The sequence below is a fragment of the Halomonas sp. H33-56 genome, assembly GCF_040147035.1.
GTDB lineage: Bacteria > Pseudomonadota > Gammaproteobacteria > Pseudomonadales > Halomonadaceae > Halomonas > Halomonas litopenaei.
Genome location: NZ_JAMSHP010000001.1, coordinates 904,448 through 923,237 on the forward strand (window position 1 = coordinate 904,448; position 18,790 = coordinate 923,237).

At 63.7% G+C, this 18,790-nt stretch carries 18 protein-coding genes; 14 read left to right on the plus strand and 4 right to left on the minus strand.

The features are described 5' to 3' along the window. The first annotated feature begins 189 nt into the window (after positions 1 to 189). From zwf to NFH98_RS04155, 5 genes are all read left to right on the plus strand, one after another. Positions 190 to 1,689 (plus strand): glucose-6-phosphate dehydrogenase, encoded by a 1,500-nt coding sequence (gene zwf / locus NFH98_RS04135; RefSeq protein WP_045991016.1) that lies wholly within the window; start codon positions 190 to 192, stop codon positions 1,687 to 1,689. A 1-nt stretch (position 1,690) separates the two neighbouring features. Continuing rightward, on the plus strand, positions 1,691 to 2,374 hold the full coding sequence (gene pgl, locus NFH98_RS04140; protein ID WP_349622264.1) for a 6-phosphogluconolactonase: 684 nt from the start codon (positions 1,691 to 1,693) through the stop codon (positions 2,372 to 2,374). Positions 2,375 to 2,392: 18 nt separating this feature from the next. Continuing rightward, positions 2,393 to 3,055 (plus strand): bifunctional 4-hydroxy-2-oxoglutarate aldolase/2-dehydro-3-deoxy-phosphogluconate aldolase, encoded by a 663-nt coding sequence (locus NFH98_RS04145; RefSeq protein WP_045991018.1) that lies wholly within the window; start codon positions 2,393 to 2,395, stop codon positions 3,053 to 3,055. A gap of 196 nt (positions 3,056 to 3,251) precedes the next feature. After that, complete coding sequence (locus NFH98_RS04150) at positions 3,252 to 3,932, plus strand: Rossmann-fold NAD(P)-binding domain-containing protein (protein WP_349622265.1); 681 nt, start codon at positions 3,252 to 3,254, stop codon at positions 3,930 to 3,932. 35 nt (positions 3,933 to 3,967) lie between these two features. Further along, positions 3,968 to 4,390, plus strand: a complete 423-nt coding sequence (locus NFH98_RS04155; protein WP_349622266.1) for a hypothetical protein — start codon at positions 3,968 to 3,970, stop codon at positions 4,388 to 4,390. A gap of 51 nt (positions 4,391 to 4,441) precedes the next feature. On the opposite strand, the gene NFH98_RS04160 is transcribed toward NFH98_RS04155, so the two are convergent. The 4 genes from NFH98_RS04160 to edd are packed head-to-tail and all read right to left on the minus strand — an operon-like array spanning position 4,442 to position 9,230. Then, complete coding sequence (locus NFH98_RS04160; RefSeq protein WP_349622267.1) at positions 4,442 to 5,398, minus strand: carbohydrate kinase family protein; 957 nt, start codon at positions 5,396 to 5,398, stop codon at positions 4,442 to 4,444. An 18-nt stretch (positions 5,399 to 5,416) separates the two neighbouring features. Further along, a complete protein-coding gene (locus NFH98_RS04165) occupies positions 5,417 to 6,367 on the minus strand; it encodes a D-hexose-6-phosphate mutarotase (protein WP_349622268.1) in 951 nt (316 codons plus the stop codon). Beyond that, positions 6,364 to 7,332: a glucokinase gene (glk, locus tag NFH98_RS04170; RefSeq protein WP_045991023.1), complete on the minus strand. Its 969-nt coding sequence runs from the start codon at positions 7,330 to 7,332 to the stop codon at positions 6,364 to 6,366. The genes NFH98_RS04165 and glk overlap by 4 nt, the downstream gene beginning before the upstream one ends. An 8-nt stretch (positions 7,333 to 7,340) precedes the next feature. After that, a complete protein-coding gene (gene edd / locus NFH98_RS04175; protein ID WP_349622269.1) occupies positions 7,341 to 9,230 on the minus strand; it encodes a phosphogluconate dehydratase in 1,890 nt (629 codons plus the stop codon). Positions 9,231 to 9,438: 208 nt separating this feature from the next. On the opposite strand from edd, the gene NFH98_RS04180 reads away from it, so the two are divergent. The 9 genes from NFH98_RS04180 (at position 9,439) to NFH98_RS04220 (ending at position 18,758) form a co-directional block, all read left to right on the plus strand. Then, positions 9,439 to 10,623: a GNAT family N-acetyltransferase gene (locus NFH98_RS04180; RefSeq protein ID WP_483234532.1), complete on the plus strand. Its 1,185-nt coding sequence runs from the start codon at positions 9,439 to 9,441 to the stop codon at positions 10,621 to 10,623. A 152-nt stretch (positions 10,624 to 10,775) separates the two neighbouring features. Further along, positions 10,776 to 12,158: a sigma-54 interaction domain-containing protein gene (locus NFH98_RS04185; protein WP_239452493.1), complete on the plus strand. Its 1,383-nt coding sequence runs from the start codon at positions 10,776 to 10,778 to the stop codon at positions 12,156 to 12,158. 893 nt (positions 12,159 to 13,051) lie between these two features. Beyond that, positions 13,052 to 13,402 carry a hypothetical protein gene (locus tag NFH98_RS04190; RefSeq protein WP_045991026.1) on the plus strand — a complete coding sequence of 117 codons (351 nt, stop codon included), beginning with the start codon at positions 13,052 to 13,054 and terminating at the stop codon, positions 13,400 to 13,402. 53 nt (positions 13,403 to 13,455) lie between these two features. Continuing rightward, entirely contained in the window at positions 13,456 to 13,968 is a 513-nt protein-coding gene (locus tag NFH98_RS04195; protein WP_045991027.1) for a hypothetical protein, read from the plus strand. 2 nt (positions 13,969 to 13,970) lie between these two features. After that, entirely contained in the window at positions 13,971 to 14,612 is a 642-nt protein-coding gene (locus NFH98_RS04200; protein ID WP_045991028.1) for a FapB/FapC family functional amyloid domain-containing protein, read from the plus strand. 75 nt (positions 14,613 to 14,687) lie between these two features. Next, positions 14,688 to 15,839 (plus strand): FapB/FapC family functional amyloid domain-containing protein, encoded by a 1,152-nt coding sequence (locus tag NFH98_RS04205; protein ID WP_108131379.1) that lies wholly within the window; start codon positions 14,688 to 14,690, stop codon positions 15,837 to 15,839. 129 nt (positions 15,840 to 15,968) lie between these two features. Further along, positions 15,969 to 16,673, plus strand: coding sequence for a C39 family peptidase (locus NFH98_RS04210; protein ID WP_108131380.1), 705 nt, complete (start codon positions 15,969 to 15,971; stop codon positions 16,671 to 16,673). Positions 16,674 to 16,742: 69 nt separating this feature from the next. Continuing rightward, on the plus strand, positions 16,743 to 17,531 hold the full coding sequence (locus tag NFH98_RS04215; protein ID WP_124802684.1) for a hypothetical protein: 789 nt from the start codon (positions 16,743 to 16,745) through the stop codon (positions 17,529 to 17,531). Positions 17,532 to 17,681: 150 nt separating this feature from the next. Continuing rightward, entirely contained in the window at positions 17,682 to 18,758 is a 1,077-nt protein-coding gene (locus NFH98_RS04220; RefSeq protein WP_231498461.1) for a transporter, read from the plus strand. Positions 18,759 to 18,790 lie beyond the last annotated feature (32 nt).

Consider the following 18,790-nt stretch of genomic DNA (forward strand, 5'->3'; position numbering starts at 1 on the left):
ACCGATCTACATCCAACGTATAAGCGCGCCAGCGGGATATTTTGTGTAAGTTTACAAAATATTTTTCAATCTGGCCGTCGAAAGTTGACCATTTTTTTGTAAACTTAGATACCCTGACGGTAAGCAGGACACATCTCGCTCGATAGCCTTCTGCGATATCCAGGGGTCTACCACCAAACGAGGACGGTTATGACACGACACACCCGATCCGGTGACGCCGAGCGTACCGACATCGATCTGGCGTTGTTCGGCGCCCTGGGCGACCTGTCTCGCCGCAAGCTGTTCCCGGCGCTCTACCAGCTGGACCGCGAGGGACTCTTGCATGACGATACCCGGCTTCTTGGCCTGGCGCGTCAGGACATCGACCAGGAGGCCTTCCGCGAGCGCATCCATGGCTCCTTGAAGGAATACGTCAAGTCGAGCGAGCTCGATGACAAGGTGGTCGCCCGTTTCCTCGATCGCCTGTCCTTCCTGTCGGTGGACTTCACCACGGTGGAAGGCTATGGCGCCATCGCCGAGTGGCGTGAGCAGGGCGGTCAGCAGCGCCCGTTGGTGGTCTATCTGGCGGTGGGGGCGAGCCTGTATGGCGATATCTGCCGCCACCTCGAGGCCAGTGGCAGCCTGGACGAGCAAAGCCGCGTGGTGGTGGAGAAGCCGATCGGCTACGACCTGGAGTCGTCGCGGGAGGTCAACGATGCGGTGGGGGCGGTGTTCCCCGAGTCGCGGGTCTATCGTATCGACCACTACCTGGGCAAGGAGACGGTGCAGAACCTGATCGCGCTGCGCTTTGCCAATCCGCTGTTCGGAACCCAGTGGAACCAGAACCATATTTCCCACGTGGAGATCACGGTGGCCGAGAAGGTCGGCATCGAGGGCCGCTGGGGCTACTTCGACGAGGCTGGCCAGCTCAGGGACATGGTCCAGAACCACCTGCTGCAGCTGGTCTGCCTGATCGCCATGGACCCGCCGGCCAACCTCGACGCCGACGCCATCCGCGACGAGAAGGTCAAGGTGCTCAAGGCGCTCAAGCCATTCACCGACGACATGATCGGACGTGACGTGGTGCGCGGACAGTACACCGCCGGCACCAGCGACGGCACCAGTGTACCCGGCTATCTCGAGGAAGAAGGCGCCAATACCCGCAGCCATACCGAGACCTTCGTGGCGATGAAGACCGAGGTGTCCAACTGGCGCTGGGCCGGCGTGCCCTTCTACCTGCGTACCGGCAAGCGCATGCCCGAGAAGCTGTCACAGATCGTGATCCACTTCCGTCAGCAGCCGCACTATATCTTCGACCCGGACCAGCGGGCGCTGGCCGCCAACAAGTTGATCATCCGGCTGCAGCCGGAGGAAGGTATCCGTCTCGAGGTGCTGACCAAGGACAGTGGTCTCGACAAGGGCATGCGCCTGCGCCGTGGCCCGCTGCACCTGGACTTCAACAGCGCCTTCCCCAAGGCACGTATCCCCGACGCCTACGAGCGTCTGCTGCTCGAAGTCATGAAGGGCCAGCAGTACCTGTTCGTTCGGCGTGACGAGGTCGAGCATGCCTGGCACTGGTGCGACGAGCTGATCGCTACCTGGCAGGATCGTGACGAGCCGCCGCGCCGCTATCCGGCAGGCTCCTGGGGACCGGTGGCCTCCATCGCCATGATCACCCAGGACGGACGCAGCTGGTACGAGGACTACTGACATGAGCAGCGAGCAACTTTCTCCGTCTCCCCGAGAGCAACTGGCGCACCAGTTGGCGCAGACTGTGGCCACGGCGCTGCGCGAGGATCTGTCGTCCCAGGATCGCGCCCTGCTGATCGTGTCCGGCGGCTCCACCCCGGTGCCGTTCTTCGAGGCACTGTCCCGGGAAACACTGCCCTGGGATCGGGTCGACGTGACCCTGGCCGACGAGCGCTGGGTCGCCGCCGAGGCCGACGATTCCAACGCCCGGCTGGTCAGGAAGCACCTGCTGATCAACCGGGCCGAGGCGGCCACCTTTGTCCCGCTCACCACCGAACACGATACCCCCGAGGAAGGCACCGACGAGGTCGCCCAGCGACTGACGGGCCTGTCCTGGCCGGCATCGGTAGTCATCCTGGGGATGGGCGGCGATGGCCATACCGCCTCACTTTTTCCTGACAGTCGCGAACTGGACCTGGCACTGAGCACCGATGCCCATGTGGTGGCGGTGCGCACACCGAGCCAGCCCCAGGCGCGCATTACCCTGAGCGCCGAGCGCCTGCACCATGCCCGCCGCCATTACCTGCACCTGACCGGTGACGACAAGCGCGCCGTGCTGGGAAGCGCCATGGCCGGTGACAACGTACGTGAACTGCCCATTCGTGCCTTTCTTAGCTGCCCGCTGGCCGTCTACTGGGCGCCCTGATTTCCTGGAGCCACGCTCATGACCATTGAAAAACAGCTTCCGTCTACCCGCACCACCGAGCTCGACAGCATCTGCCTGAAGGCCGAGGTGATCCCGGTGATCGTCATCGATCGCATCGAGGACGCCGTGCCCATGGGCCGCGCCCTGGTCGAAGGTGGTCTCAGCGTGCTCGAGGTGACCCTGCGCACCGACTGCGCGATCGAGGCCATCGCCCGGCTGAAGAAGGAGCTGCCCCAGGCCAGCATCGCCGCCGGTACCGTGCTGACACCTGCCCAGTATCGTCAGGTCGAGCAGGCCGGTGCCGACTTCGTGGTGACCCCGGGCGCCACCGAGGCGCTTTACCGTTACGGCGTCGAGAGCCCGGTGCCGATGTTGCCGGGGGTGGCCACCATCTCCGAGCTGATGACCGGCTGGCAGTACGGCTATCGTCGCTTCAAGTTCTTCCCGGCCGAAGCCAGCGGTGGCGTCAAGGCGCTCAAGGCCTTCGCCGGCCCCATTGGCGAAGCTCGCTTCTGCCCCACCGGCGGCATCAACCTGGGCAACGCCTCCGAGTACCTGGCGCTGCCTAACGTCATGTGCGTGGGCGGCTCCTGGCTGACCCCGAAGTCGCTGGTCGACGCCGGTGACTGGGACGCCATCCGCGCCCTGGCCAAGGAAGCCGCGGATCGTTTCCATCACTGAAGCCATCACCGAATGCTCGATGACGAAGCGGCGCTGGCCGCTTCGTCATGATTCCTGAGCTCTCTGCACCGGAAGGGCGTCATGCCTATCCATGTGCTCTCTCGACAGCTGGTGCTGTCCTTGATCCGGCCTCTGGCCGGATTTTTTTTGTCCGCCGCCATGGGATGATGGTTGCCTGAGCGAGCGGAGAAAACCTATGAAACTGTTGATACTGGGCGCGACGGGGTTGGTGGGTAGCGAGGTGCTGCGCCAGGCATTGGCCCATCCCGACGTCACCGAGGTGCGGGCACCGGTACGCCGACCGCTGACGCTGGAGCACCCAAGGCTAGCCGCCCCGGTCGTCGATTTCGCCGATCTGGAGTCACTGCGACCGGACAAGACTGGACGAGGTGATGCACAGGCGCTGGAGGGGAATGACGAGTGGTGGAAGGCGGATGGCGTGATCTGCGCACTGGGCACCACCCTCAAGGCCGCCGGCTCGCGAGAGGCCTTTCGACGTGTGGATCTCGAGTTGCCGCTGTGGTTTGCGCGCCGCGCCAGAGCCGCCGGTGCCGAACGCTTTGCCTTGAACTCGGCACTGGGCGCCGATCGTGGCTCGCGCTTCTTCTACTCCCGGGTCAAGGGCGAACTGGAAGCCGAGTTGCTCGACCTCGACTACCCCAGCCTGACCTTGGTCAGGCCGGGCCTGATCGACGGTGAGCGAGCCGAGGTGCGCCACGCCGAGCGCCTGGGGCTCGCGCTTTCTCGCGGTCTGCGTCCGCTGCTGCCGCGCCAGTGGCGACCCAGTCCGGTGGCCCGCATCGCCGAGGCGCTGGTGCAGGGCGCCATCAGCGCGCCAGCCGGAAGGCATCTGGTGCAGGCCAGGGACCTGGCCTGACCCAAGCCTCAACGCAGTGATGGAATAGGCCGTCAATGAACCTAGGATTGCTTTACCGCGTGCTTGGACTACCAGGACTGCGCTTTCTGCTTCTGGTGGTGGGGTACAGCGTCGGTCATGAGATCGCCGATTACCTGGGCAGGGAGTACCGGGGTGGTGTGTCCTGGGGGATGACCCTGGGCTACCAATCGTGGGGGGTTGGGTTGCTGTCGCTAGTCGAAGGAGTCGTGGTGTACCGCTGGTCGCGGCGCTGGGTCAGGCTCGAGTGGTTGGCGGCAACGATCACCGCGGCCATCGTGCTGACCTGCACGGGGATCCTGACTGGATACTCGGGCGCATGGGCGCACCCTTATCGTCTGGCCTGGTTCCAGGGCTGCGCGGTGGCTGCCATCTTTCTGCCGCTGATCGTCCACAGGCTGGTCAATCGCTGGCGCCATGCCAGGGTGGGGAGGCGATAGGCCCTGGCATGGCGGCGGGGGACTTTCGGGTCACCCGAGGTTGTCGAGATGTCAGCTGTCGATCACGTCTTCGCGGCGCGGCAGGGCCGCGTAGGCGCCGGGGCGCGTCACCGCGTGGGCGCCGCAGCGACAGGCCAGGGTCAGGGCGCGTTCGAGGAAGGCCTCGTCGTGCTGCCAGTTGGGGCGCTGCCAGTCGTGGTCGGCCAGAGCCGCCAGCAGACCGCCGATAAAGGCATCGCCACCGGCGGTGGTATCGACCGCCTGGACCGGCGGCGGTGTCATGCGCTTGACGCCCTGGGTGGTGTGGGCGGCGACCGCACCGGGACCATCGGTGATCACGATCAGGCGAGCACCGGCGGCCAGGCGTTCGGCCAGCCAGTCGTCACGTGGGTGATCACCCCGCAGGGCGTCGAGTTCATCGGTGGACAGCTTGATCAGGTCGGCCTGGTCGAGCAGGCGGGTGACCAGGCCGACGTCGATGCTGTGCTCGGGCCAGAGGTTGTGACGCAGGTTGGCATCGACGCTGACCAGACAGCCTGCCCGGGAGGCCATCTCGGTGATCGCCAGGGAGGTGGCGGCGATGGCATCGTCCGTAAGGCTGTTGCTGCACAGGTGGACGATGGCGGGCTCGCTGAACACTCCATGGGGCAGATGCTCGGTGCGATACAACAGGTCGGCGGCGGGAGGACGATAGAAGTCGAAGGTGCGCTCGCCGTCTGCGTCGCGGGAGACGAAGGCCAGGGCGGTGCGGGCCTCGCGGGTGCGTGATACGCCGGAGACGTCGACGCCGTGGTGCTCGAGCTCACGGGCCAGGAAGTCGCCGAAGTGGTCGTCGCCCAGCATGCCGAGAAAGCGACTGGTCAGTCCCAGACGCGCACAGGCCACGGCCACGTTGGCCGGCGCGCCACCGGCGTAGGGGGTGAAGGTCTCTGGTCCCTCGGCGGCATCACCGAGACGACTGGAGAGCATGTCGACCAGGGCTTCACCAAAGGCGATCACGGGGGTCATGGCGGGATTCCTCGTCGATCAGTGGTTGTCGGCCAGCGACAGGGTGGTGCCGAGCATATGCTGGGCGCCGGGTACCAGCCACACCGGATCGAGGCGGGTGTTGGCGGACTCGACGCACAGAAAACGGCGGGCGGCGTCCAGCGGGGTGTCCGGGTTGGGTGTCTCGCCGGGATTCCACACCACCACCGAGTCGCTGTTCTGGCGAGCCACTCGCAGGCGGCGCTGGCCGTCATCGAGCACCACCTCGGCGTTGGAATGATAGATACGATCGACGCCTTCACGGACCCCGAGCTCACCCACCTGCTCGCTCTCGGCGAAGCCCTTGAGCTTGTCCAGGTAGCGGGCCCCAACGAGGCCTTCGACGCGGCAGGCGAAGACCTGATCCACCGCCAGATAGCTGTGCAGGGCGGCGGTCATCTTCACCGGCGTCTCGCCCAGGTGCTCGGTGATCAGCTCCACGTGCAGACGCTGGGCGTTGGCCTGGACCACCGCACGGGGATGCAACTGGCTGTGCAGGCGCTGTGGCAGTGACAGGTGCACCTCGACGCCGTCTTCGTGCTCGTCCACCGCGTCCAGTTGCCAGTCGGCCTTGCGCGCCGGGCCGTGCATCGGGCCGGAGCGGTCGGGGGACTCGTCGGCGGTGTTCTCGTCGGCGAACCACGGCCAGCACAGGGGAATGCCGCCACGAATCGCACCCGGCACGTCCTGGGGCGTGGGGGTCACCCACAGCCAGCCAGCGGGCACCAGAGGATCATCCGCACCGCTATCGACGGTGGCTTTGGCGGGAGAAGCGCCTGCGGCTTGCGCGGCGTCGGACGCGGGTAGATAGTGAAGCACCTGGGCGCCCTGCAACGAGATCGCCAGCTGGCCCCAGCTCTCGTTGGCCACCCAGATGTCGCGGCCGGCCCAGTGGATGTGCCCCTGGCCCTCTACCTCGTCGATACGTGTCTTGAGCGTTGCCGGAATCATTCGACCTCCTCGTTGTGGAGCGCCTCGGCGGCGCCCAGCAGCCCCGTCCACGGGGCCGTGACCACCTGGATGGAGATGGCTTCGTTGTAAGGGCGCATCCTTCCCTTGTTGCAGAAGGCGCTGAGAAACCCACTGTGAGGCAGCCAGTCGATCAGCCGTGGCACGATGCCACCACACAGGTAGACGCCGCCTCTCGCACCCAGGGTCAGCGCAGCGTCGCCCGCCACGTCGCCGAGGATCTTGAGAAAGCGCAGAATGGTATCACGCCCCAGCGGGTCGCCGCGGTTGGCGGCCTCGGTGACTTGAGCCGGCGTGCTGGCGCTGGCCTCCAGACCATCGATCTCGGCCAGTACTCGGTAAAGGTCGAGCAGGCCCTGACCGCACAGGATGCGTTCCACACTGACCCGGCCATAGCGACGGTGGAAGCGTCGATAGATCTCGAGTTCCTGTTCGTCGGTGGGCGCGAAGCTGGCATGGCCACCCTCGTTGGGCAGTGGCACCCAGGCGCGCCGTGCCGGGAAGACGCCAGCCATGCCGAGGCCGGTGCCCGGTCCGATGACCAGTCGAGCGGCATGCCCTTCGGCCTCGCCGGTCTGGATGCTGACCAGATCATGCGAATCGACGTGGGGGACGCCGAGCGCCTGAGCCATGAAGTCGTTGATGACCTTGAAGTCATCCAGGGCAAGGTCACGCTTGACCTCGCCCTTCAGGAAGCTCCAGTGATTGTTGGACATGCTGACCCGTTCAGCGTGCACCGGACAGGCGAACGCCAGGCACGCCTCCCGCGGGGCCTTCTCGCCGCTGGCGCCCACCCGCTCGAGGTAGTCACGGGCAGCCTCCACCACGCCGGGATAGTCGGCACAGGGCAGGGTCAGGATGTCGTGGGGGGCAGTCTTGCCCGGCGACACCAGCGCGAAGCGTGCGTTGGTGCCACCGATGTCCCCGATCAGCGCTTGGCGTGTCATGGGCGAACTCAGGCATCCTCGTCGTGGATCTGTCCCTGCTGGCGCTCGAGGTCGTCGGCCTCGAAGCCACCGAAGACGCCGGCGCCTTCCTCGGCGCCCATGGCCAGGTGACGGTAGCCGCCGAACAGCTCGCGACCCAGGCCCACATGGTAGTGGTCCAGTTCGGCCACGCGCTTGGGACGATCCCCCCATTCGGCGTCGCTGAGCACGACAGACAGCTCGCCCTTGTAGGCGTCCAGGCGCACCACATCGCCATCACGCAGCCTGGCCAGCGGGCCACCGTCCAGCGCCTCCGGGGTCATGTGGATGGCCGCAGGTACCTTGCCCGAGGCACCGGACATGCGCCCGTCGGTGACCAGGGCGACCTTGTAGCCGCGATCCTGCAGGACGCCCAGGTAGGGGGTCAGCTTGTGCAGTTCGGGCATGCCATTGGCCTTGGGGCCCTGGAAGCGCACCACCACGATGACGTCACGGTCGAGATCGCCGGCGTCGAAGGCGGCCTTGAGGTCGTTCTGTTCCTCGAAGATCTTGATCGGCGCCTCGACGACCCGGTGCTGAGCCTCTACCGCCGACACCTTGATGACGCCACGGCCGAGATTCCCCTCGAGCACGTTGAGGCCACCGGTGGCGGCAAAGGCGTTGGATACCGGGCGCAGCACGTCCGGGTCGAGGCTTTCCAGGGGGCCTTCGCGCCACACCAGCTTGCCATCCTCGAGGAAGGGCTCCTGGGTGTAGGCGGTCAGGTCGGTGCCGAATATCGTCGGGATGTCGCCGTGGATCAGGCCCGCGCCGAGCAGCTCCCGGATCAGCAGGCTCATGCCGCCGGCGGCCTGGAAGTGGTTGATATCGGCCTGGCCGTTGGGATAGACCCGGGTCAGGCTGGGCACCGCGGAGGACAGCTCCGAGAAGTCATCCCAGTTGATGGTGATACCCGCCGCCGCGGCCATGGCCACCAGGTGCATGGTGTGGTTGGTGGAGCCGCCGGAGGCCAAGAGGCCGACCATGGCGTTGACGATGGCACGCTCGTCGATCTGGCGATAGAACGGACGGTAGTCGCCGCCGGGCTCGGTATTGCGGATCGTCTGTTCGGTGGCGAAACGAGTCAGCGCTTCGCGCATGTCGGTACCGGGGTTGACGAAGGAAGCGCCCGGCAGGTGCAGCCCCATGAACTCCATCATCAGCTGGTTGGAGTTGGCGGTGCCGTAGAAGGTGCAGGTACCGGGGCTGTGGTAGCTCTCGGACTCGGCTTCCAGCAGCTCGTCACGGCCGACCTTGCCCTCGGCGAACAGCTGACGGACGCGGGCCTTTTCCTTGTTGGGCAGGCCGCTGGGCATGGGCCCGGCCGGGATGAAGGTAGTCGGCAGGTGGCCGAAGCGCGCCGCGCCGATGAACAAGCCCGGCACGATCTTGTCGCACACGCCAAGATAGAGGGCGGCGTCGAACATGTTGTGCGACAGGCCCACTGCGGTGGCCATGGCGATGACGTCGCGGGAGAACAGCGACAGCTCCATGCCCGGCTGGCCCTGGGTGACGCCGTCGCACATGGCCGGCACACCGCCGGCGAACTGGGCGGTAGAGCCCATCTGGCGGGCGCTTTCGCGAATCACCTCGGGAAAGGTCTCGAACGGCTGGTGCGCCGACAGCATATCGTTGTACGACGAGATGATGCCGAGGTTGGCGCTATTCATCAGCTTGAGCTGATTCTTGTCCTCGCTGCCGCACGCGGCAAAGCCGTGGGCCAGGTTGCCGCAGGACAGTTCGGAGCGATGGACGCCGCGACGATGCTGGGCCTCCATGCGCTCTTCGTAGAGGGCGCGCCTTTGCCGGGAGCGCTCACGGATGCGCTCGGTGACGCGGGCGACGGTGGGATCGAGCGAAGAAGCTTGCTGGCTAGCCATGGTCAACCTCAGACGTGTTGATGCGGGTCAGGTACGTAACTTTACCAAATAAAAAGCCAATTTCCTCCCCCTTGACCGAGTGCTTTGGTCGAATATGTAGTTTTTTTACAGGGAGTGGCCGGTGGTCGCCGCCTTCGACGATCTCGGCGACGAGCACCTCCAAAGTCTGGCACTCTGTGGCTGAATCGCAAAGCGCAAGGAGTGGGTTGTGACGCCATCATCCCCGCAGCAAGAACAGGGCGGCCACGCCGAGGAAGGTCTTTCGGTCAAGTGCCTGGAGACCGTCGCCGAGGTGCCGGCCGAGCACTGGAACGCCCTGGTGGACCCGGACCACCCCTTTGCCCGTCACGAATTTCTCGATGCGCTGGAGGCCACCGGTGCGGTGGGGGAGGGCACCGGTTGGCAGCCTCGACATCTGACGCTGTGGCGAGGGGCGCGACTGGTAGGCCTGCTGCCGTACTACCTCAAGGAACACTCCTGGGGCGAGTACGTGTTCGACTGGAGCTGGGCGGATGCCTGGGAGCGTGCCGGGGGACGCTACTACCCCAAGGCGGTGAGCGCGATCCCCTTCACCCCGGCGCCAGGCCCGCGCCTGGCACTGGCAGAAGGTGAAGACGAGCAGACCGTCATGGCCATGCTGGCGAGCCAGTGGCAAGACGACCCCGGGCTATCGGGCTGGCATCTGCTGTTTGCCGAGGACTCGGAGGTGGCCGCCTGGCGACAGGCCTGTCCGGGGCTGATCGCCCGAAGCGGCGTGCAGTTTCAATGGCGAGACGAGGGCTTTGGCGACTTCGAGGGATTCCTGGCGGCGATGACCTCGAAACGGCGCAAGGAAGTAAGACGCGAGCGTCGCCGTGTCGCCGACCAGGGCATCGAACTGCGGCGCCTCGAGGGTAGCGAGATCGACGAAGCGGCGATCCGCCACTTCTTTCGCTGCTATCGCATCACCTATCTCGAAAGAGGTGCGACAGGATATCTAAGCGAGGTATTTTTTCAGCGGCTTCGCCGTCATATGCCGGAAAACCTTGTGCTTGTTCAAGCTTTTGTTGAAGGCCGCCCGGTGGCCGCCGCGCTCTGCCTTCAGGGAACCCGAACCCTCTACGGTCGCTACTGGGGCAGCGAGGTGCTGGCCGACTGTTTGCACTTCGAAGCCTGCTACTACCAGGGTATCGAACACTGCCTTGCGCGAGGCCTCGACTGCTTTGACCCCGGTACCCAGGGTGAGCACAAGGTGTCCCGGGGCTTCGTCCCCCGCCGGCTGACGTCCTTGCATCATGTCAATGATCCCCGCCTCAACGATGCGGTAGCGCGATTTTGTCAAGAGGAAGCCCGACAGCTCGAACTGTATGTGGCGGCGGCTCACCGTGGACTACCGTTTCGAGGTAGAGCGTAATACGGTGCTATGATTCAACCGATACTCATGTGAGATAACGATTACATTACGCAGGCGCAGATGGATCGAGAGCGGTCGGGTTCGTAGTCGCGTTGGCGCGACAGTCCGATCGTTGCTGGTGTCTGCGGGCGGTTGGGTTCAGGGGACAGGCGATGGACGTCAAGCAACGTTGCAGTTGGTGGATCGGCGACCCCGGTGGTCGTGCCGGCCACCTGCTGGAGGGATTGCAGTCGAATGGCTGGCAGATGCATCCGCTGGTGTCGCCGCTGTCGGATTGCCGCTTGCAGCCTGATGACCCTTGCCGGGTCGGCATCATGGTACTGGAGGACCTGTCCTGTCAGGACCTGCGCCATCTGGAACCGCTGATCCTGAAAAGCGAAAGGCCCTGGATCGCGGTCAGCACCTCGGATCAGTGTGACGATCCCGAGATGCGTCGCATCATGGCCCACCTGAGCCACTCCCTGGTGTCGCCCCAGGTGGATCTGCTACGCCTGTCGATCCTGATGGAGCACGCTGCGGAACTGTCGATGCTGCAGCAGCGCGACCGTGAAGAACAGCGCATGTCGGCCGCCGCCGAAGACAGCGAGTACGAGTTCGTCGGTACGACGCCGGTGATGTGGAACCTGTTCAAGACCATCCGCAAGGTGGCGGTGGTCGATGCCCCGGTGTTCATCAGCGGTGAGTCCGGTACCGGCAAGGAGCTGACGGCTCAGGCCATCCACGAGCGCTCCACGCGTTCGCGCCAGCCCTTTCACGCCATCAACTGCGGCGCCCTGCCCGAGCATTTGATTCAGTCAGAGCTGTTCGGCCACGAGAAGGGCGCCTTCACCGGTGCCTCGCAACGCAAGATCGGTCGTATCGAGGCGGCCGACGGTGGCACCCTGTTCCTCGACGAGATCGGCGACCTGCCGCTGGAGCTTCAGGTCAACCTGCTGCGCTTTCTGGAAATGCGCTGTATCCAGCGCGTCGGTGGGCTCGAGGATATTCCGGTGGACGTGCGTATCGTCGCCGCGACCCACGTCAATCTCGAGCTGGCGGTGAAGGAGGGACGCTTTCGGGAGGATCTCTATCACCGGCTCAATGTGCTCCAGGTGCAGGTACCTGCCTTGCGCGAGCACTCGGAAGATATCGAGATCCTGGCGCGTTTCTTCTTCGAGCGCTTCTCCTGCGAGAAGGCCTCCTGTCTGAAAGGCTTTTCCCGAGAGGCGCTGTCGGTGATGCAGCGCTACCATTGGCCCGGCAACGTCCGCGAGCTGATCAATCGGGTTCGCCGGGCCATGGTGATGTGCGAAAACCGCCTGATCCAGCCCGAGGACCTCGGCATCGAACGGCGTGGCTTGAACCGCCACCAGATAACGCTTGAAGAGGTTCGCGAGGAAGCCGAGCGTGATGCGCTGCTCTCGGCGCTGGGGCGCAACAAGTACCGGGTCAACGCCGCCGCCAAGGAACTTGGCGTCTCCCGGGTGACCATCTATCGGTTGCTCGACAAGCACGGTATTTCACGTACGCCTCCCCAGGAGGCCGCCTTTTCCTGACGGCCTGGTGTCATTGATTCTGTTCGAGCGATAGTGAAGAGGCGTTATCGGCAGGTCTCTCCTCGCAGCGCTCTCTTCTCTCTATATGACATCTCGGCTATATGACCTCTCGGCAAACCACTCTTTAATAGCCCCGCTGCAAGCGGGGCTTTTTGCATCCAGGTTCCAGTGCTCTGCTATCTGGGGGCTTTCTATCGCCCTGGCATCTGGGTCCTTCTATCACCCTTGTATCTGCGCTCTGACATCCGGATCCGATTATCGACGTTGAGAGATCGCGGCAAGATGTCGACGCTATGCGGACGAAGCTGATGCTTCGTACTCCCGAAAAATGGGCCTGGCGCAAAAGTGTTGCTTTGTTGAAACATTGGCCAGAAGGACAGTGTTGAAGTGGTGAATGTCTAAAAAATACCTTTTATATCAGTATATTGCTTGTTGATGGGTCAGTTTTAACTGTGCTCAATCATGTGATTTCTGACATTTCTCCCCCATCCGTACAAGGTGCCGGCTTCCCTCGTAACGCGAATGTCGTCCTTGAACACACCCTGCCACATTTTTTTGCTGTTTCTTCTGAAACCCCCGCCACGCGGGCCCTTCAGCACGATAGTGCCAGGCTGGCAGCGTCGCTTTGCCTGTTTGTCGCTATCGCTCAGTTCTGTGCTGTACCAGTAACGGTACTTTTTGGAAAACCACCGACAAAACAGATAGTTGACGATGTTTTGTGCTGTTTTTTCTCATCGGCTGAAGGTGCGTTGTTTCATCCGCTTAACACTCTTCATTTCGCACAAAAATAAAAATGCCTATAAATCAACAGGTTATAAGTTGGCACGGCGATTGCTCTGTTCTTTGTGCAGGAGAAACACTGCAACGGGAACAGGACCCGAGGAGACGCCGACATGAACCAGACGATCGCAAACAGCCGGACCCTAGTCCTTGGCGCGTCCATCGCGATCGGTGTGGCGCTGGCCGCCACCGGATCCATGTCGGCCCGATCGGACACCGCGATGCTCGACGAGCAGCAGGTGTTCGGCGCTCCCGGGGAGCAGCACCTCGTCAATGACGGGGCGCTGGACACAATTCGAGGCCGCTTCGTGCCGGAGCAGGGAATCGACGCCGACGGCGTCATCCTCTGGGACGAACGGCCGGGACGAGGTGCCGGAGGCGGGGGCGACGACAGCAGCCATCGCGCAGCCAACGGGCTGAACAACCGTCAGAGCGCCAACGTCACTACGCAACGGGACTGGTGATCACCATGGGACACCTGAAGCACAAAGAAGGGCAAGGGGGAAGCGGGAACGCCGTGACGTGCCAGTGGCGTCTGGCCCTGGCCGCAGCGGTAGTAGCGGTGGGCCTGGTCGGTGTGGGGACCGACCAGAGCCTCGGCGCCGATCTTCGCCCCGGCGTCCAGCCCGGCGAGATCATCATGCTGCGAGAGGTCGAGACTGCGCCATTCGGCTACGTCAATCGCGAAAGCGGGCCGATTCGTGGCCGTGCCGACCTGATGCACAGCAGCAACATGGCGCGCAGCGCCACCGGCAGCGTTCACACCCGCATGGGTGGGGTCTCCGCGATCATGCTCGATGACACCCGGGCGGCCAGTATCTCCGCCGGCGTAGGCCGCGGCATGAGTCAGATGCACCGCGCCCTGGGTACCGGCGCCAATCTCGGCACCGGCCCCCTGGGCAGCAGCAATCGGGTAGCGACCTCGGTCGGTGGCGGATCGGCAGCCGGTGGCAGCGTGATCGGGGCGACCTCGGGTATCGCCAATACCGTGACTGGCGCGCTGGCGCCCCTGACCGGCGGGAGGCGCTGATCATGCGGATCTTCAAGCCTTCATTCGTGCCGGTACGGCTGACTCGCAGCCTGGTGCTTACCGCCGCCTTCGGGCTGGTGATGGTGAGCCCGGACCCGGCCCAGGGCCAGGACCTGAGCGGCCTGCGCAGCAGCAGCGTGATCAGCGGACAGGCGCTCAGCGGTGTCAGTGGTGTCGCGGCGGCCAACCAGGCCGCGGGCAACCAGAATCTGCAGTCCAACAGCGGCGCCCTGGCCATCGGTGATGGCGCCACCATCAACAATCGTCTGGTGCAGCAGGTGCGCATCGACGAACGACTCGCCGGCATGGAGGTGGGCACCGCCATCAGGGAGGGCGCCTTTAGTGGAGCCTCCGGGTGGATGTCCGTCAACCAGGCGGCGGGGATAGGCAACCTTCAGAGCAACAGCTTCGGCATGGCTCTGGGGAGCACGGTCAGCGGCCTGAGCGACGACAGTCTGCAACAGGTGCTGGCACCAAGGCAGGGGCTGAATGGGTCGAGCAGCAATGGCTCCGACAGCGCCATCCGGAATCTCGAGATCGATGAGAGTACCTTCGGGGGCGCCAGAGGAGTGATTCAGGTCAACCAGTCAGCCGGCACGGGGAACGCCACTCGCAACAGCTTCAGCTATCGCTTCAACCAATAGAGCAAGCGTGGAAGACAACGAGTGACGTCAATAAAAGCAGTGAAAAGACAGTACGGTTCATTCAGGAGAACGATCATGAAAACTTTCGAAAAAGCACCGCTCGCTCTGGCCATCTCTGCACTTCTGGTCGCACCGGCGGCACTGGCGGACAACAGCTTTGACACCGATTCCTACATGGATTCCGACGTCAACAACCGCTACGACGTTCATATCAAGAACGATTCCCACACCTACAAGCGGCTGGGTGCGCTCGGTGGAGCCCTGGTTACAGATGACAACTACTCCGGCGCCACCGTGGACAGCAAGCAGTTCAGCGACAACAACTATGCCACGCAAGACCTGACCACCAATGACGCGACCCTGGGCGGCAATGCCCTGCAGGGTGCTGCCGGTAATATCGGTGCCAACGTGGCCGCCGGTGACAACAACCAGCAGGCCAACGACGCCGCGCTGTCGTCTTCCGACGCGGCCACCGTATTCGGCCAGGCGGCTTCCTTCTCCTTCCAGTCCACCTCCAACAACATGACTGGCATCACCGGCAGCCCGAACACTGCCCTGATGGGTGGCAACGCCCTGCGTAACGCCAGCGGCAACATCGGCGTCAACGTCGCGGCTGGTATCGGCAACGCCCAGCACAACAGCCTGGCGGCAGCCGTCAACACCGCCAGCGGCAGCGCCGACGCCACCACCGGCGGCGTCCAGGCCAGCTACAACAACAGCACCACCACCGCAGGACAGGTCGTGACCCTGGAAAGCGGCTCCGAGTTCAGCGCCGGCGTGGTACTGGGCGGTGGCTACATCGGTGGCGGTGTCGGTAGCTACGAGGGCAACTGGGAGCAGACCAACGACGTCTATCCGGAAATCTGGCAGGGCGGCGATAGCCACCCCGGCGGCGAGTCCCTGTGGGGCCATGCTGACTTCGACGACCAGGGCCCGGATGGCAACGACGGTCGTTTCGAGGGTGAAGAAGGCGGTTCTCTCGGCTTCGTCGAGGCCGGTCTGATTGGCCTGGCCGGCACCGCTTCCGGTTCCAGCAACTCCTTCAATGAAGTGCTGGTCTACCAGGAAAATACTGCCACCCTGGGCGGCAATGCCCTGCGCGGCGCCACCGGCAACATCGGCGTCAACATCGCCTCCGGCACCGGCAACATGCAGCGCAACTCGCTGTCGATTGCCTCCAGCATGGGCGGCGCAGCCACCGGCGGTGGCGCGGGCGAAGCGCAGTAATCCGTTCGATCCAATCGGTACTTCCCCGGCCCATCTGGGTCGGGGATCTTTCCAACAAGACACGACCGCCAAAGCTCACCAAGAAGCTGGCCAATACGACACTCACCATCTGGATACGGGGGACAGGTCATGACACTGCCACGCTGGCCGCTGGCCGCGGCACTGGCCATCGGCCTCGCACTACCACTCGGCAACACCCAGGCTGCCACCATTCGCCTGGGAGGGATCGTGCCGGGGACGGTGATCAACAAGGACGTGCAGTCCATCCGTGAGCGTCGCTACGAAAATCTGGTCGAGCAGCGCACCGACTTTTCCTGTGGTGCCGCTTCGCTGGCCACCCTGCTCAAGTACGCCTACCAACGTCCCGACACCACCGAGCACGACGTGCTGGCGGGGATGCTGGAGGTAGCCGACCTGGAGCTGGTACAGCAGCAGGGCTTCTCCCTGCTGGATCTGAAGAACTATGTCGAGACCCTGGGCCTGCGCGGGCGCGGCTATGAAGTCGACGCCGAGACCCTGGATGACGTCTCGATTCCGGTGATCGTCCTACTGGACCTCAACGGCTACAAACACTTCGTGGTCATGAAGAAGGCCAGCGCAGATCGCGTCTATATCGGTGATCCGGCGTTGGGCAACCGGGTGATGTCCCGGGACGAATTCATGGCCGCCTGGAACAATATCATCTTCGCGGTGGTGGGCGACGGCTTCGATCGCTATACCGCCTTGCTCGATCCGCGCCAGCCTTTGACGGCGCATCGAATGAAGGACGTGTTTTCGCCCGTCTCACGCGAGCAGATGATCGACTTCGGTTTCCGTCACGCTGAACTGTTCTGATAACGATAACGCTCTTTCGGCAAGGCTCAGCGGCGAGCAGGAAGGCGCCGTCGATCAGGGGGCAACACCATGATGGGACATGACAGGGGACCAGGGCTGAAATACTGGGCAATGCTGTTGGCATTGTCGTTGGCTCTGGGCGCACCGGCAGCGTTGGCTGCCACCACCGACTTTGACCGCTTCGAGGGTTTCAGCGAGGCGCGTCAGCTATCCGACAGTGAACTGGGACAACAGCGCGGGCGCTTCGCCGATAAGGGGCGCCTGATGTTTTTCGGGGTGCAGATGGTCAGCGAATGGCGCACCGCGGCGGGGGATCATCTATCTGCCGGGGCGCAGATGCTGGGTGATCTGAGTCGAGGCCAACCCACGGTGAGCTTCCAGCCCACCATTACAGTGGTGGAGAGCGCCGCGGGTCTGGCAAGTCTTGGCAACGGTGCAACGATAGTCGATCGGGGCACCGCCAACGCCTCCGGCGTGGTGCAGTCGATCCAGGCGGGGGGGGACTTCAACGTCGCCGCCAATGACCTGGTCATCGATGTCATGGACGCCTCGAGCTTCGGTGGAGTGAGCCCGGACACCAGCGGCAATCTGACCCGCTCCATCGCCGGCAGTACCATCGCGGTATCCGCCGTCGGCAACAACATGAGCGTATCCGTGGACATTCCGGGTATGGGCAGCATCAGTCAGGCCATTGTACCCGGCGGCGGGCTGAATCAGGCGATCCAGCTCTCCAGCAACATGCAGCAGGTGCGCAACCTGACCCGGCTGCAGCTGTATATGGGTAACCAGGCCGGGGTGGGAGACAGGGCGGTACCCGGCATGCTCAGCGGCATCAAGTCCGCGGCGGCACTGCGTTGACAGCTATGAAGGATTTGGCCGTCGTAAACGCACAATTTGACTACACTTTACCAGGAGTGTCGGGGGACCCTGCTGGAAGGGGAGCAGAAGGGCGCAGTAGACGCTCGACAAGAAGTACAAACGATTTCATTCGGGGACAAGGAGATCGACGTGAATATCGTCATCAACAGGACGCTCTGCCCGCCGTTGGCGGGCCTTTTACTGGCCGGTGCTGCGGCGCCTGCTCTTGCACAACAGACCGTCGGAGCCGAACAGCAAGAAGCGCTGGAATCCCAGGAGGCCTCGCGCAGCGTGCAGGATATTTTCCGCGAGGAGCACGCGCTGTTTTCCGATCGCCTGACCATCGAACCCGGGATCACCTACACCTACTCGGATCGGGATAGCCTGGCACTACGCGGCTTTCTGGCACTGGACGCCATCTTTCTCGGCGAGCTGAATCTCGACAATGTCGAGACCCACATTACCACCCTGGATATCAATACCCGTTATGGCCTGACCGATCGGCTGGAAGCCAGCATCAATGTGCCCTTCGTCTATCGCACCACCACCATCCAGTCCATCGGTGGTGAGTTCTCCACAGAACGCAATGTGGAGGATGACGTCGATGAAGCCGGGCTAGGTGATATCTCGGCGAGCCTGTCCTACCGGCTGCTGCCGGAGACCGTGGAGAGGCCCGACGTGGTGGTCAGTCTGGGGGTGCGTGCGCCCACCGGCAAGGACCCCTACGGCATCGAAATCGAGCAATCCGATACCGCCGGTAACCTGTCGGTTCCCAAGGAATTGCCCACCGGCAACGGCGTCTGGGGCGTGACTGCCGGGGTGTCGGTACTCAAGACTCTGGACCCGGCCATCGTCTTCGCCAACCTGGGCTACACCTACAATATCGAGGAAGATTTCGACGATATTTCGGCGGGTGAGGGTGATCAGCGCGCCGATGTGGATCTGGGTGACAGCATCAGCGCAGGCTTCGGTACCGCCTTTGCCTTGAATGAGCGGCTGAGTCTGGCGTTGTCCTACTCCCACGAATATATCCGCAAGACCGAGATTACTCCGGAAGGTGGCAATGAGACCGAGGTTATCGGCAGTGACGCCACTATCGGGGTGTTCAATATCGGTGGCACCTACGCCATGACCGATTCCACCTCGGTGGTCACCAACCTGGGCATCGGCATGACCGATGACGCCTCGGATATCAGCCTGACCTTCCGTATGCCGTTCCAGCTATAGAGCGGTTGGCATTTAACCAGCGCAAGAACGCT

What these genes read in the sequence shown, in the direction of transcription:
- zwf (WP_045991016.1), top strand. Translation starts at nt 190, where the DNA reads ATGACACGACACACCCGATCCGGTGACGCCGAGCGTACCGACATCGAT.
- pgl (WP_349622264.1), top strand. Translation starts at nt 1,691, where the DNA reads ATGAGCAGCGAGCAACTTTCTCCGTCTCCCCGAGAGCAACTGGCGCAC.
- NFH98_RS04145 (WP_045991018.1), top strand. Translation starts at nt 2,393, where the DNA reads ATGACCATTGAAAAACAGCTTCCGTCTACCCGCACCACCGAGCTCGAC.
- NFH98_RS04150 (WP_349622265.1), top strand. Translation starts at nt 3,252, where the DNA reads ATGAAACTGTTGATACTGGGCGCGACGGGGTTGGTGGGTAGCGAGGTG.
- NFH98_RS04155 (WP_349622266.1), top strand. Translation starts at nt 3,968, where the DNA reads ATGAACCTAGGATTGCTTTACCGCGTGCTTGGACTACCAGGACTGCGC.
- NFH98_RS04160 (WP_349622267.1), bottom strand. Translation starts at nt 5,398, where the DNA reads ATGACCCCCGTGATCGCCTTTGGTGAAGCCCTGGTCGACATGCTCTCC.
- NFH98_RS04165 (WP_349622268.1), bottom strand. Translation starts at nt 6,367, where the DNA reads ATGATTCCGGCAACGCTCAAGACACGTATCGACGAGGTAGAGGGCCAG.
- glk (WP_045991023.1), bottom strand. Translation starts at nt 7,332, where the DNA reads ATGACACGCCAAGCGCTGATCGGGGACATCGGTGGCACCAACGCACGC.
- edd (WP_349622269.1), bottom strand. Translation starts at nt 9,230, where the DNA reads ATGGCTAGCCAGCAAGCTTCTTCGCTCGATCCCACCGTCGCCCGCGTC.
- NFH98_RS04185 (WP_239452493.1), top strand. Translation starts at nt 10,776, where the DNA reads ATGGACGTCAAGCAACGTTGCAGTTGGTGGATCGGCGACCCCGGTGGT.
- NFH98_RS04190 (WP_045991026.1), top strand. Translation starts at nt 13,052, where the DNA reads ATGAACCAGACGATCGCAAACAGCCGGACCCTAGTCCTTGGCGCGTCC.
- NFH98_RS04200 (WP_045991028.1), top strand. Translation starts at nt 13,971, where the DNA reads ATGCGGATCTTCAAGCCTTCATTCGTGCCGGTACGGCTGACTCGCAGC.
- NFH98_RS04205 (WP_108131379.1), top strand. Translation starts at nt 14,688, where the DNA reads ATGAAAACTTTCGAAAAAGCACCGCTCGCTCTGGCCATCTCTGCACTT.
- NFH98_RS04210 (WP_108131380.1), top strand. Translation starts at nt 15,969, where the DNA reads ATGACACTGCCACGCTGGCCGCTGGCCGCGGCACTGGCCATCGGCCTC.
- NFH98_RS04215 (WP_124802684.1), top strand. Translation starts at nt 16,743, where the DNA reads ATGATGGGACATGACAGGGGACCAGGGCTGAAATACTGGGCAATGCTG.